We start from the raw sequence: 13567 nt of genomic DNA, 5'->3' as shown, positions 1-13567 counted from the left end.
TATACCCTTCGGCCAATCCCCCTCAATTCCCTAATTCTGAGATGCCAGCCCGACTACACTGGTCATGAAGCTTTGCTTCTCACCATCGGAAGTTGACCGCAGTCCCTTCCGCGCCGATGGTCGAAAGAAAGCGGTCTTGCCCAACAAGACCCAGCGAAGAGGGGAGAAAGAAGGGGAAACCCGAGGTACCAAAGAAGCGCGGGCCGCATGGGCGGCAACCCATACGACCCGCTGACCACCACCAACTCAACGCAGGAGTCGGAAATGGCTGACGCCAATACTAAGCCACGTCGTAGAAAGAACAAACCCGTCAACATGCAGAAGACGTTTGAGCTGGTCCTGCGCAACTACCCGGACCTTCCCAAGCGTGGCTGGCCGTACCTGCCGTGGATGAAGGCGATCGACATTGATCTCAAGATCTTCGGCTTCAAGCCGGGCGACCGCGTGTATCTGAGAGTCAGCGATGTTGACCGATTGATCACGATCTCGCCGGACTCCAGCCAGTTGGCGCTGCGAGAGCAGCCGTACCACGATCCTGATTGGGTACCGCCGCCGCTGTAACAACTGCAAGGGCCGCTTGATTCGGCTCTAGCAAGTGAAACGCAAGCGTCTCCCGAATGCGACTGACCGCCGGGGCGGCACCGCCCTGGCCATTGCCGCGAACGCCGCGACTCATACCTTCAGCCACCGTCAACAACTGTCACGACCACAAGGCCCGTGATGCCGCACCGCGCCTGCAAAAATAGCTGAACGGCTTCAATCAAACATCACCGCCCGCCAGCCCGCCGCTTCACAACCGCCCCCCGCTGCAACACATACTCGACCCGCGCGCCTTCATCGGCCACGACGCCAATATCCTCGAGCGGATTCCCATCCAGCACGACGAGATCAGCGATCGCCCCCACGGCCACAACCCCAAGCTCCCCTGTCATATTCACAATCTCCGCCGCCACCGTCGTCGCCGACCTGAGCGCCTCCAAATTCCCAAGCACCTCCGCCCGAATCCGAAACTCCCCCGACTGAAACGCGTGCATTTCCCCGAGCAGGTCCGACCCGAACCCCATCTTCACGCCGGCTTTCGCATAGATCTCGAGCGACTCGCGTCCTTTCTGCTGCACGGAAGCGACTTTCGCCACCGAGTCGGCAGGCATCCCAAACTCCGCCCCATGCTTAGCCAGCGCGTCATAAGTCACAAGCGTAGGCACCACAAACGCCCCCCGCTCATGCATGAGCGCCGCCGCCGCTTCATCCACCAAATTCCCATGCTCGATCGTCCGCACACCGCATCTCACAGCCCGCGCAATCGCTCGCCCCGTATACGCATGCGCCATCACATAAGTATTCGCGGCCTCGGCCTCATCAACAATCGCCCGAATCTCATCCTCCGAATACTGCGTGTTCGCAATCGGATCGGTCGGCGAAGCCACGCCGCCTGACGCCATGATCTTGATCTGCGTCGCGCCTTTCTGAATCTCCTCACGCACGGCGAGCCGCACGCCTTCAACGCCATCGACGACCCGCGCAATCGCCCCCGTCCTGAAACAGCAGGAGCAGGGCTCCAGCACATCGCCGCGCGGCCGGAAATCCCCATGCCCGCCGGTTTGCGACAACGCTTTCCCCGACGGAAAAATCCGCGGCCCCGGAATCAGCCCCGTCTCAACGGCCTGCATCAAGCTCCAATCCGCGCCCCCCGCATCCCGCACACTGGTAAACCCACGCGACAACATCGCATCGAGAATCGGCAGCGACCGAATCGCCGCGAGAATATTCGGCTGCGTCGCATTCGCGCCCAGGTTCGCATTTGACGCCAACACATGCACGTGGCAATCGATGAACCCCGGCATCACGGTCTTGCCGCGCACGTCGATCACCTGCGCATTCGGCAAATCCACCGGCCGATCGGTAACCTCGACGATCCGCTCGCCTTCGATCACGACATGATGATGTTCGAGCAACACGCCTCGTTCGAGGTCGAGCACGTTGCCGCCTTGAAGCACGGTAATGGTCATGGGTAAAAATCCTTATCGAGTCGTTGCGGCCGCAAGCTTCGCATCCTTCACGAAGCGCGTGCCGACGAAACTGACGGCCGCCGCGAGCATCACGTAGAACGCGGGCGCCATGTTGCTGCCGGTCCGGGCGATGAGCCACGTTATCAGGAACGGCGCGAACCCGCCGAAGATCGTCACCGCGAAGTTGTACGCAACCGATAATCCGGTCGACAGTACCTTGGTCGGAAACAGCTCCGCGAACGCCGCGAGGATCGGCCCCGTATAGGTCGCGATCAGCACGCCGAACACGGCCTGGAACACGATCAGCGACGCGAACCCGGGCGCATGGTTGATCCACGAGAACATCGGCCACGCGAGCACGAGGATCGCGAGCGCGGAGCCGGACAGGAACACGCGCCGTCCCCACGCGTCGGCGAGGCGCCCGACGATCGGCGAGCAGCACATGATCATCAGCCCGCCGACCATGCCGGCCGTGAAACCGGTCGATTGCGGCAGATGCAGCGTGCGCACGGAATAGGTCGGCATGTAGAACAGCAGCACGTAGGTGCAGACGGTCCACAGGATCACCATCGAGAAACTCGCGAACGTCTCGCGCGGATACGTGTGCAGCACTTCCTTCAGCGGCGAGCTTTCCTTCGCCTGCGATTCGACGGCGCTGAACGCGGGCGTCTCGTCGATATGGCTGCGAATGAAGTAACCGACCGGCCCGACGATGATCCCGAGCAGGAACGGCAGCCGCCAGCCCCAGCTATGCAGCGCCTGCGTGTCGAGCGACGTCGTGACGAACGTGCCGGTCGCCGCACCGAGCAGCACCGCGAAGCCGATGCTCGACTGGATCCAGCTCGAGTAATACGCGCGCTTTTCCGGCGGCGCGTATTCGGTGAGGAACGCGGTGGCGCCGCCCATTTCGCCGCCGGCCGAGAAGCCTTGCAGCAGCCGCGCGACGACGATCATCAGCGGCGCGGCGATGCCGGCTTGTTCGTAGGTCGGCGCGATGCCGATCAGCGCGGTGCCAGCCGCCATCAGCAGGATCGTGAGCGACAGTGCTGCCTTGCGTCCGACCTTGTCGGCATAGACGCCCAGCACGATGCCGCCCACCGGCCGCATGAAGAAGCCCACGCCGAACGTCGCGACGGTGAGCAGCACGGACGTCAGTTCGTTGCCGGTCGGGAAGAACAGCTTCGCGATGATCACCGCGAAGAAGCTGTAGACGGTGAAGTCGAACCATTCGAGGCCGTTGCCGATCACGGTCGCGACGATGGCGCGGCGGCGCTGTTGCACCGCCGCATCGACGGAAGGTGCGGCGCGCGGGGAAAGCGTTCCTTGCATGGTCTCTTCCTTGGTCAGAAGACGGGGCGGCTGCCCCGCGTGAATCCCATGCTAAGGACAGCCGCAATTTTTTCTGAAACGAAAGATTCGCATGCCTGCATGCGCTGCACGCATGCGTCGCGCGCGGGGCAGTCAGGCCCCGGTTTGCTGCTCTGCCTGTTCGAACAGCCAGCGGGTGAACAGGCGGGCGGCCTGGTTCTGCGCGCGGTCGTTCGGCGAGATCACGTAATAGCCGCCGCCGTGGCTCGCGGACGCTTCCGTCACGCGCACGAGCAGGCCGGCTTCGATGCAGGCGTCAATCATGTAGCGCCAGCCGAGCGACACGCCTTGACCGAGAATCGTCATCTGCACGATCTGCGGATAGGAGTTGATCGTGATGTCCTGCGGCTGCGCCTTCTGCCGGTCGACGTCGTTCATGTCGAACCATTCGGACCACGACATCCATTGGCGCTGGCCGTCTTCGAGGCGCAGCAGCGTTTCGTTCGCGAGATCGGCCGCATCGAGCGTGCGGCCGGCGAGATAGCCGGGCGCGCAGACGGGGAACACTTCCTCGTCGAACAGCCGGCGTGCGGTGTATTCGGCCGGCGCCTGCTGGCGCACGTAGTAGACGCCGACGTCGAATTCCGCGGGCGACATCGATGCCAGGCCGTCGCGCACGATCAGGCGCAGCTTGATGTTGGGATACGCGGCGCGAAAGTTCGGCAGCCGCGGCGTGAGCCACAGCAGCGCGACGCCGGACGAGCACGCGATCGTCAGTTCGAGATCGCCGTACGGTTTCATCACGTCGTGCGTGGCTTCCGCGCATTGCGTGAGCAGATGGTGGACCTGCGCCGCGTATTGCTCGCCGGCGATCGTCAGCCGCAGCGAACGGTGCTCGCGCACGAACAGCGAGCGGCCGAGGAATTCCTCGAGTTGCTGGATCTGTCGGCTGATCGCGCTTTGGGTCAGGTGCAGTTCGGCGGCGGCTTTCGTGAAACTCGCGTGTCGCACGGCGGCTTCGAACGCGACGAGGCACTGCAGGGGCGGGAGAGGCGTGATGCGCATGGCGGGGAGAGAATCAGAGAGGGCGCTGCCTCCATGATACGGGCGGACCCGGCGAAAATCGCTCGCCGTGAAGGGTGCTATGGGCTCGCCGTATTCGTGCGAAGATTGCGCGAAACAGCACCGACACGTACCCGAGAACGACGTGACCCTATCAAACCCTGAGAGCAAAGTAAAAGCTGCCCATCCGCCGTGGATGTCCGTCGCGCTGGCCGAACTCGGCATCCGCCGCCACCCGCCGGGCAGTGTCAACCCGCGCATTGTCGAATACAACAACCAGACGAACCTGGTCGGTTACGACGACAAGATTTCGTGGTGCTCGTCCTTCGTGAATTGGTGCATGGCGCACGCCGGATTCCGCGGCACCGGCTCCGCGCTCGCGCGCTCGTGGCTGGAATGGGGCAAACCGCTGGAGCGCCCGGTCTACGGCTGCATCGCGATCCTGACGCGCGACGATCCGACGAGTTGGAAAGGGCACGTCGGTTTCTACCTGCGCCACGATGCCGAACACGTTCACCTGTTTGGCGGCAACCAGCTGGAAGAGGTTCGGGAACTTGCGTATCCGTTGCATGAGGTGATCGGCTATCGTTGGCCGGCCACCGAATGACCGTGCAGCGGTAACACACAACAATCCAGAACAAGGAGCCCGCAGTGCAAACCGGCAATCTCCGTCTCTACGCGGATGCGCAATACACGAGCCCTTATGCGATGTCGGTCTTCGTCGCGCTCGAGGTTGCAATGCTCCATAAAATTTGGCTGGCCTGTTATTTCTAACAGGTCTTTCCTCTCGGTGGCAACGTTCATCAGCAAAATCGAGTAACTCGACATGGTTGCTCGGAGGCCAATTTTGCGTGCATTTTGTAGAATCGCACATGCTCCTGAAGGAGGCGACGCGACCAGGCGTTTCTATCCTGGATAGCGCCAAAGTCGATCCGCTGCTTGTTTCGGCGTTAATTTATGTAAGAAATACCAGTATTGCCGAGGCGAAGGATTAAAAAGCATTGAAACATAAAATGATGTCGGTTGTCGGGAGATTGTTTTTACGTTTGTTATCAAAGCGGATAGGTCGTTGTGGCAAAATCTCTTTCGACCTTTCGCGCCGCCTCCGATGCGCGTTCATTTTTTCCTCCAGAGGAGATATTCGAAATGGGTAGGTTGCCCAATTCGTTGATGCTTGACGCGGGTATCGAGCAGACGAACCGAGCGCTCGTCCTGGAAACGCCCCTCGGGGCGAAGGTACTGTTGCCGCAACGCGCCATGGGCGAATCGCGCGTGGGCCGGGATTTCGAGCTCACAGTGGACGTCGTGTCCCGGGAGCGCGCGCTTCATTTGAAGAAGCTGATGGCGCAACCTGTCACATTATGGGTGCGTCAAGCCGACGAGTCGTACCTGCCTTGGCATGGCTACGTCCATGCAACGCGACGCCTCGGAGCGGACGGGGGACTCACTTACTATCAGCTTTCGTTTTCGTCGTGGATGCGCTTTCTGCAGTACCGCAAGGACGCGCGCATTTTCCAGGACCTAACGACCGCCGACATCCTGACTAAAGTGTTCAGCGGCCATTCGCCGGCGCGCGGTCATTTCCGGCTCGATGTGAAAGACCCGGGCGCGGTTCGCTCGTACTGTACTCAGTACGAAACCGACCACAATTTCGTCCATCGGTTGATGGAGTCGGAGGGATGGTTCACGTATGTCGAGCATGCAGAGGACGGTAAGTCGCATACGATTGTCGTGACCGACGACCTCTTCAATTGCAAAGCGCTCGCTACCCAGCGAGTACCGTTCTATCGCGGCGACCGAGACGGCCAGGCTGGCACACTCGTCGAATGGAGCGGCGAGCGTACGACGCAAAGCGTCGGATATGCGTTCAGCACGGCGGATTACAAACGTCCAGCGCGCACGTTGCAGCGGGCGGACCGGTCCACGGTTGACCAAGGCGATATCCCGCAGGAGTTGGAAGTCTACGAATACGCGGGCCACTATAGCTTTCCGGTCACCGGCGAGTCCTACGACCGTGGCGAGCGCGCTATGCGAATTCGGCTTGAAGAGATGGCCTCGCGCAGCAAACGGTTTTTCGGGGTGGGCAGTGTTCCGTGCATGGACGCCGGTCGATGGTTCACGCTCGAAGACCATCCCGAGCACGACGCAGACAAGCCTGAGGACCGCGAGTTCGCGATTCTTGGCGTGCGTTGGGCTATCCAGAACAATCTGCCGCTGGGCAACAGCCGCCCCTTTCCGGGTAGCCTGCAGCGACGCCTGTCGCGTCTGCGTGCCGAATACAAGGACCGGCAGGCCGCATTCGTATCGAAGGACCCGTTAGGCAATGAAAGTTTCGTGCTGGCCGAAATCGAGGTCCAGCGCCGCTCGGTGCCATTCCGCAGCCCATTCGAGCACAGAAAGCCGGTCATGCATATGCAGACCGCCACTATCGTGGGACCGGCGGGTGAGGAGGTATACACGGACGAGTTGAACCGGGTGAAGGCTCAGATGCACTGGGACCGTCTGGGGAGCAATAACGAGACGTCATCGTGCTGGATGCGGGTAATACTGCCGCACGCCGGCAAGGGATTCGGCGGTGTGTTCGTCCCTCGAATCGGGCAGGAAGTGGCCGTCAATTACCTCGACGGGGATTGCGACCGGCCGGTCGTCAGTGGAGTGCTCTTTCACTCTGTCAACACGCCACATTGGCATTCGAACGGCCTGCTGTCCGGTTTCAAGTCGCAGGAGTACAGCGGTCAGGGTTTCAATCAACTCGTCTTCGACGACTCCACGTCGCAGAACCGGGCGCAGCTTTTCAGCTCGACGGCGAATTCGTATCTTCACATCGGCTATCTCATCGACCACAGCGGCAATACGCGCGGCAACTACCTTGGCACGGGCTTCGAACTGAAGACCGAGGCGTCAGGTGCCCTGCGGGCCGGACGAGGGCTCTACGTATCGACCTACGCCCGCGGCGGCACGTCGAGTCAGCCGCTGGATGTGAAGGAAGCCACGCAACACCTTATCGATTCGAGCGGCGTGATTCAGCATCGCTCACTCGCGGCAGCTGACGGCCAGGCCGAGACCCTGGACGATGCTCAGGACGCCATCAAGGACTTCGCTGCGACGACGCAGAGCGATGCACAGGGCTCTATGGCGGGCGGCAGGACAGCGGGTGGCGGCACCGGAAGCGCCAATGCGTTTTCGCAACCTGTCATGTTGCTTGCGAGCCCGGCTGACATGGGCCTGTCGACGCAGAAGTCGCTCCACGCAGCAGCTACCCAGCACGTCAATTTGGTTAGCGGAGAGAGCACCTACGTTTCGGTGGCGAGGTCGTGGATTGCCAGTATTGGCGAGAAATTAAGCTTCTTCGTGCAGAATGCCGGTATCAAGCTGTTTGCCGGCAAAGGCAAGGTCGAAGTGCAGGCGCAGTCGGACAATATCGAACTTACGGCAGACAAGACTGTAAAGGTCGTGTCCACTTCCGATTCGGTGAACGTTACAGCCCAGAAGGAAATCACCCTTACCGCCGGCGGCGCATCGATTCGTATCGCCGAAGGTAAAATCTTCATCCATGCGCCGGGGCTGGTCGAGGTCAAGGGCAGTCCGCTCATCTTCGATGGCCCGGCGGGCGATAGCGCGTCGGCGCAGCTTGCGCCTTCAAAGTCGTGCGCCCAGCAGTTCGCAGCCGCGGCCCAGGCCGGCTCGGCACTCGTGTAGGGCGGTCGGTATGGTTCACTACGTTATCGTCGAAGTCGTGAACGGGAAGCCCGAGTTGCCTGGTGTGCCGCCGGCCTATGAAGTCGGTGAGTTGGTTCCCGCTGCGCGTCCCGAACTCGAGGGCGTGGCGCCCGTGCTGTACTGTGCGGAGCATCCCGAACTGCAATTGCCAGCGTTGAGAGAACGTGCCGAATCGGACCTTGAGAATGGCTTGCCGCCAGTCGTTTGCGCCATTCTCGAATGCGGAAAGGCGACGGGCCGGCTTCAGCAACATCTGTCGAACCGGTTGATACTGCAGGCGCCGATTTCGGGCGATGCGGTCTTCCGCTACTACGACCCGCGCGTGTTTCCGCACTTGGGTCGCATCTTGAAGGCCGAGCAGATGGATGCGCTTCTGGGGCCGGTTGCAACGTGGACGTACCTCGACCCCGTGAGCGGCTGGACGGTGGTCAACGGCGCGGCCGAACCGGAAGCCGCCTTCGCGGTTACTGCGGACCAGCACGCACGAATTGCGCGCATCGAGTTGGTTCAGCGCGGGCTTGACCTACTCCGTTGCAATGGTACGGCGCCTCGTCCCGATATGTCGGCGCTGCTCGACGCGCAACTTGCAAAAGGAGAGGCTCATGGGCTCGCCGGTGGGGACCTGCTTGCTTTTGCACTTCACGGCACACTCGTTTCCCCCTGCTTTGACCGTCACCCGCGTGTTCGGGCCATTCTGCAGGCGCCGCGGAAAGGCCCGTATGCTGAAGCGGTAGCGAACTGGAGCGCGGCAGACTGGGAAGCGATTGCTCGCGAGAGCATCCAATATCAATGAGCCCGGGTGGCGGCACGAGAGAGATAAAGAATGGCACTCGACACGAATTTTGCGAGTATTTCGCAGCTCACGCAGTCCGCGATGCAGACCAGCTCGCGTGCGCCGAATTCATGCAACATGTGCAAGAAGAAGGGATTGCCGATTCTGCCTGTCCGCTACGGGGTCGTGGCCAACTCCAAGGCTCACAGCTCTGCTGGCGCGATGTCGCTCATGGGCGGAAAGTTTGGCGACGGCGTCGTCGGCATCGCGCTCAAAAAGGCAAAGTACACGCTGCGCACCCTGCGCTACGGCTACGTGTATATCTTCTATCCAAAGACACAGCGATGGCAGATATACGCGGTTACGGCGGAAGGATACTTGTACGACTATCCGGTCGGCATCAAGCTCGACCGTAGTTTCGAGAAACCGTTCAGCTGCCACCAACCTGGGCATGCGCAACTGGCTCAATGCATCACCGTTGAAGATGCAGAACATGCCGGAACCGTGTATCTGGCGTTCAGCGATGAGCTTTGGACACAGAAAGTCCGCGACACCTACGCGAAGAACTTCATGGGTTGTCGTGACAAGCGGATGCAGAAGTTCGATGCAACCGCCTGGTATAACGGCAGCATGAACCAGCCGCACGCGGATAGCCTGGACCATCTCGAGGGGCTACTGAGCGAATACAAGGGCGGTCGTCCCGATGCGCTCGTTACCGGTTGCTTTCCGTACCATGACCGTGCCGGGCAGCAGCCGGCCCTCAAAAAGGCGATGGATTCCATACTGCCGGACAAGGGGCTGTTCTTCGCGTTGTGGGACCCGGTTGGCATCACGCAGGAACTCAATTTTGAGCAGCGCGTTGCTTTCGGCGCAGCGCTTGCGCCGTATGAACACGGAATATGGGCCGCCAGCGCAATCGACGCGCTGCAAAAGGCGGTCGCGGTTTCGGCGAAAGAGGACGTGGAACGTGCCGCCGGCATGCTGGAAGCCAATACTTATGAGGGCATGGGCCTCGGGGCTCTGTTCGATGGTGGCAAGGCGCTCGAGAAGCGGCTCAAAAGCATTGAGGCGCAGAAGGAGTCTGAACTTGCAACAGCCGGACCGGAAGCATGGAAGCCCTACACGACCCACTATCGGCAGCAGGCTATCGTCGACTTTCGGCAACAGATGGCGAACGCGATGAAGTCGGAGCAGGCGAGCACGCTTATACCGCTGTCGCAAGACCATCAGGCGTGGCTGTCCAGTGCCGCATTGCTGAACGTTTTCGAGTCGGATTACGAGCCGGGAAGCTGGAGATGTGGGCTGAACTATACCAACACATTTACACGATGCATCGAAGGCTCGGCTGACCGCAAGAATGCCGTCGATGTGCTCGTCAAATGGGCTAAAGGCAGCGTATCTGATACTCGCAATCCATTGTTGCGGGCGTTCGTCCTAAACAGCCCGGTGCTGGCTGAGAAGGTCAAGGAGGCGTCCGGCTATCCGTACATGGAACTGAGGGAGTTCGTCGCGAAGCTCATAGAGTCGTACAGCAAGATAGAGGGCGTGGAAGAGTCGAAGGATAAGGGCATCAAAGTTGCTGTTGCGAAGGCGTTAGCATGGCTTCTTCATGAGACAGGTGGGCCCGTGGCCGAAGCTATCAGCGCGAGTGTAGATACGGCTGCAACCAAAGTGCTGTATGCGACTCTGTGCATGCGAACGAAACAGCTGTTCGAGTTTAAGGTCGTATACGGTTCGGTAAACCAATGGGTGAACTACATCGCCCGTCAGATGCAGGAAGTGATGCCGGGCCGGCAGAAAATCAGTGTCCAGGACCTGAAAAAGCAGCTTCAGGACAAAGCCAATGCAGGCGGAGGCGCCGACCCGCAAATTAAGGCGAAGCAGTTCGTGCCAGTCGAAAGCCCGGCGACAGAGGCAGCTGCCCTGGCTGGCGTCAAAGCCAAACCCGGCTTCGAGAAATTGGCCAGTGCGACGTTGACACCCGACGTGGTCGAGACGATTTACATGCCGAAATTTAGGCTCATGACGAAGGGGGAGCCTGGGTTTGCGGGCATCGGGGCGATATTCAGTGCTATCAATCTTCGCTTTGCTCGGGAAGAATTGAAGAAGGCGAATCGGTTCAATCAATCGGAGGCCGGCATCAAGTTCGACAACGCCATTGGTGGACTCGTGGCGAGTGTTGCGCAATATGGTTCGGCTGCAATTGACACCGTCGGAAAGGCTGGGGCTCAGTTGGGTACAGGCTGGCTTCGACTAGAACGTTTCCTCAACGTCGCGGGGAGGTACGGCGGCGCGGTGGTTGGGCTCGTGTCTGCTGCGATTGACATCTATCATGCCGTGCAGGATTTCAAGGAAGGTAATGTGACGATGTTTATCCTGGATGCCGCATCAGCGGTTGTCGGTCTTGCTCTCGCTTACTCTGTCATATTCCTTTCGGCATCCGCTGCAGCGGTCGTGGCCCTGCCGCTTCTGCTTATCGCTGCCCTTATTGGTATCCTCATCAACTACTTCAAGGGTAAGGAAGTGGATGAGTGGCTTGAGCGATGTTTTTTTGGGCTGAAAGAGGCCAAAGAGCGGTTCCCCACTCTGGCCGAAGACCAAAAGGCATTTACGGCAATGCTTTCGTGATGGAGAAAAGAGATGGCATTTGACGGACTCTCGTGGTACCGCCTGAACCGGCCGGTCAGCGAGGAGGAGCAGGCTGCCCGCCTCGCAATCGGACAGCCTGCGTCTGACACGGCTAAGGATGAGCGTTCAGTATTCTCGATGAGCGATACTTGCCTAGAGGTCCGAGACGGAAACTATTCGGAGAAGGGCTGGGGGGTCTTTGCGTTTATGTTACCGGGGCTCGGTTCGTTGGCATTCACGGCGGCCCTTCTTTGGATGATGACTCATGTACCTCCTATCTACGAGCAGCGGGGACAACTGGGGCTCATTTATGGAGTGCTTTCGTTTTTCTTGTTTGTCGCGCTCGGTTTCTCGGGAATTGGCATTTGGGCATTGACACGCGACTGTTTCAATTACACCTGCAAGCCCGTCCGGTTTAACCGGCGTGACCGCATGATTTACGCGTTCAAGCACAATGGCCCTGGCGGGGTTGTATCGGTACCCTGGGATAGCGCCTTCCTGTACGTCGAACGCAAGCCCAGAAGCGGCCCCACGCGCACGGCGCCGCGCGTGGTTCGTTGCCTGGTTCTTGACGACAAGGGGATGGTCAAGGATACATTCTCGATGGGAACGCGAGTTGTCCTGTCGTCTGATGAGGGAAGCGTCGGGGGACAGGAGGTCATGAAAGTCCTCTACCAGGACTTTGAGTTCTACCGGCGATTTATGGAAGAAGGCCCCGCTTCGCTGCCCCCGGTGACCGAGTTCCTGCCGAAGGGAGCCTCCCTGCGCAATTCGCTGAGGTTGAATTTCGACGGAACCTCGGGCCTACTTAAGTCGGGCAATCCGATAGTGTGGCTGGTGGTGGCGGTCGGGGCACTTCCCGCATTCTCTCAATCCCTATTGCATTGGCTCGCCCAACTGACTTGCCGCGAACCGGTATGGCCGGACGATATCGAGCGGGCGTGCAATGCTGCGACGCCGTCCAACGGCCTTACAGCATGAGTCGCCGGTTCATTCGTCAGGGCGATAAAACTGATCGCAACGGTGTTGTGGTCGACGGTATCGCAGGCACCTCGTTGCAAGGCCAACCTTTCGCTTATCTGGGCGCCCCGGTTCAATGTCCCGCCTGTGGCACGACGGGTGTCATCATAAGCGACGGCTCGCCACGCGCGATGACGATGATGGGTAAGCAGGTCGCATTAGAGAACGATTTGTGCCAATGTAAATGTGAGTCACTGCCGAAGCTGATGTCGTCCCAAACTCTCGGTTCAATAAAGACATGACGGCATGTCGCTGCCTGTTGCGGGGCAATGGGCGCGGTTGTTGAAACGTATCAGCCACGGGCTCGTTGCCGCTCGCGATGAGTTGTACGGTCATTTCCTATCATGATGCGGACGATTGCAGGGGTGGCGTGCGAAAGATGCACGATCCGCTTAATAGCCATATAGCCGATGGCGCGCCAAGGCGACGGCGCATGACCGTGAATGGCCACCTTCGCAGTGGATGACCATCGATACGATTTCTATCGGTAGGGCTTCGACAAAGGAGTGAATCGCCTGAGCCTGCTCCGCGGTGAACGTGCGGGCGAGTTTGTCCCGCGGCCTCTTCGATAGATTCGGGTTCAGGAAATCGACGTCCGCAAAGCTCAGTCGCAGCAGATGGCCCTGAATCAAGCGTGCGTTCATGCCGCGTGCATACATGCTGATGACGTGATCGTCGAAGCCGGGCAGCCGGCATTGATACTTGCCGGCCAATTGCCGTTCGAACGTTGCCTGCCGGTCATGCGGAATATCCAGCTTCAGTTCGCCGTTGGGGCGTGAGGAACGTCTTGGTGCGGGTGCCATTGCGGTGGTTGCCGGCCTTGCCTTGCTCGGTCCCGGCTTCCGGATGGTGGCTCATCTCGGCCATGCGCTTGGCCAACTGCTTCCTGAGCTGGCCGGCCAAGCCCCGATTCGCCCAGGATTGACTCGGCGTTCTTGCCCTGAACCTGGGCAAGCAACTGATCGTCAGTTCGTCGGGAAACACCTTCGGTGCCTTCGGATTCTTGCTCTTCTTGATCACTGTTGCATCGGTCATAGGACGTTAGTTC

Annotated in this window: 10 protein-coding genes and 1 pseudogene; 7 read left to right on the top strand and 4 right to left on the bottom strand. The window is 60.0% G+C overall.

Annotated elements, in window-relative coordinates; translation table 11 throughout:
* Positions 1 to 264 precede the first annotated feature (264 nt).
* Positions 265 to 561 carry a hypothetical protein gene (locus AP428_RS23445; RefSeq protein ID WP_011548267.1) on the top strand — a complete coding sequence of 99 codons (297 nt, stop codon included), beginning with the start codon at positions 265 to 267 and terminating at the stop codon, positions 559 to 561.
* 206 nt (positions 562 to 767) lie between these two features.
* Here the strand turns inward: AP428_RS23445 and AP428_RS23440 are convergent, their stop codons facing one another.
* The 3 genes from AP428_RS23440 to AP428_RS23430 form a co-directional block, all read right to left on the bottom strand.
* Positions 768 to 2009 carry an amidohydrolase family protein gene (locus tag AP428_RS23440; protein ID WP_011694663.1) on the bottom strand — a complete coding sequence of 414 codons (1242 nt, stop codon included), beginning with the start codon at positions 2007 to 2009 and terminating at the stop codon, positions 768 to 770.
* Positions 2010 to 2021: 12 nt separating this feature from the next.
* Positions 2022 to 3338: an MFS transporter gene (locus AP428_RS23435; protein ID WP_011548265.1), complete on the bottom strand. Its 1317-nt coding sequence runs from the start codon at positions 3336 to 3338 to the stop codon at positions 2022 to 2024.
* 132 nt (positions 3339 to 3470) lie between these two features.
* Positions 3471 to 4382 carry a LysR substrate-binding domain-containing protein gene (locus AP428_RS23430; protein WP_011548264.1) on the bottom strand — a complete coding sequence of 304 codons (912 nt, stop codon included), beginning with the start codon at positions 4380 to 4382 and terminating at the stop codon, positions 3471 to 3473.
* A 193-nt stretch (positions 4383 to 4575) separates the two neighbouring features.
* Between AP428_RS23430 and AP428_RS23425 the strand changes: the two genes are divergently transcribed.
* The 6 genes from AP428_RS23425 to AP428_RS35720 all read left to right on the top strand — a co-directional run bounded on the left by AP428_RS23425 (position 4576) and on the right by AP428_RS35720 (position 12761).
* The gene (locus AP428_RS23425) at positions 4576 to 4986 is read left to right on the top strand and encodes a TIGR02594 family protein (RefSeq protein ID WP_041489415.1); all 411 of its coding nucleotides are present in this window, start codon (positions 4576 to 4578) and stop codon (positions 4984 to 4986) included.
* 539 nt (positions 4987 to 5525) lie between these two features.
* On the top strand, positions 5526 to 8078 hold the full coding sequence (locus AP428_RS23420; RefSeq protein ID WP_011548261.1) for a type VI secretion system Vgr family protein: 2553 nt from the start codon (positions 5526 to 5528) through the stop codon (positions 8076 to 8078).
* A gap of 10 nt (positions 8079 to 8088) precedes the next feature.
* A complete protein-coding gene (locus tag AP428_RS23415; RefSeq protein ID WP_011548260.1) occupies positions 8089 to 8892 on the top strand; it encodes a DUF4123 domain-containing protein in 804 nt (267 codons plus the stop codon).
* Positions 8893 to 8922: 30 nt separating this feature from the next.
* The gene (locus tag AP428_RS23410; RefSeq protein WP_011548259.1) at positions 8923 to 11499 is read left to right on the top strand and encodes a T6SS effector BTH_I2691 family protein; all 2577 of its coding nucleotides are present in this window, start codon (positions 8923 to 8925) and stop codon (positions 11497 to 11499) included.
* Between the two features lie 12 nt (positions 11500 to 11511).
* On the top strand, positions 11512 to 12480 hold the full coding sequence (locus AP428_RS37485) for a DUF6708 domain-containing protein (RefSeq protein WP_011694664.1): 969 nt from the start codon (positions 11512 to 11514) through the stop codon (positions 12478 to 12480).
* Positions 12477 to 12761 (top strand): PAAR domain-containing protein, encoded by a 285-nt coding sequence (locus tag AP428_RS35720; RefSeq protein ID WP_011548257.1) that lies wholly within the window; start codon positions 12477 to 12479, stop codon positions 12759 to 12761. Before AP428_RS37485 ends, AP428_RS35720 begins: the two co-directional genes overlap by 4 nt.
* A gap of 362 nt (positions 12762 to 13123) precedes the next feature.
* Here AP428_RS35720 and AP428_RS23400 read toward each other — a convergent pair.
* A pseudogene (locus AP428_RS23400) lies at positions 13124 to 13554 on the bottom strand (transposase); the annotation flags it as partial.
* Positions 13555 to 13567 lie beyond the last annotated feature (13 nt).

The sequence above is a fragment of the Burkholderia sp. E168m22 genome, from assembly GCF_001319805.1.
GTDB classification, from domain to species: Bacteria; Pseudomonadota; Gammaproteobacteria; order Burkholderiales; family Burkholderiaceae; genus Burkholderia; species Burkholderia orbicola.
This window is presented reverse-complemented; position numbering and strand designations above follow the sequence as displayed.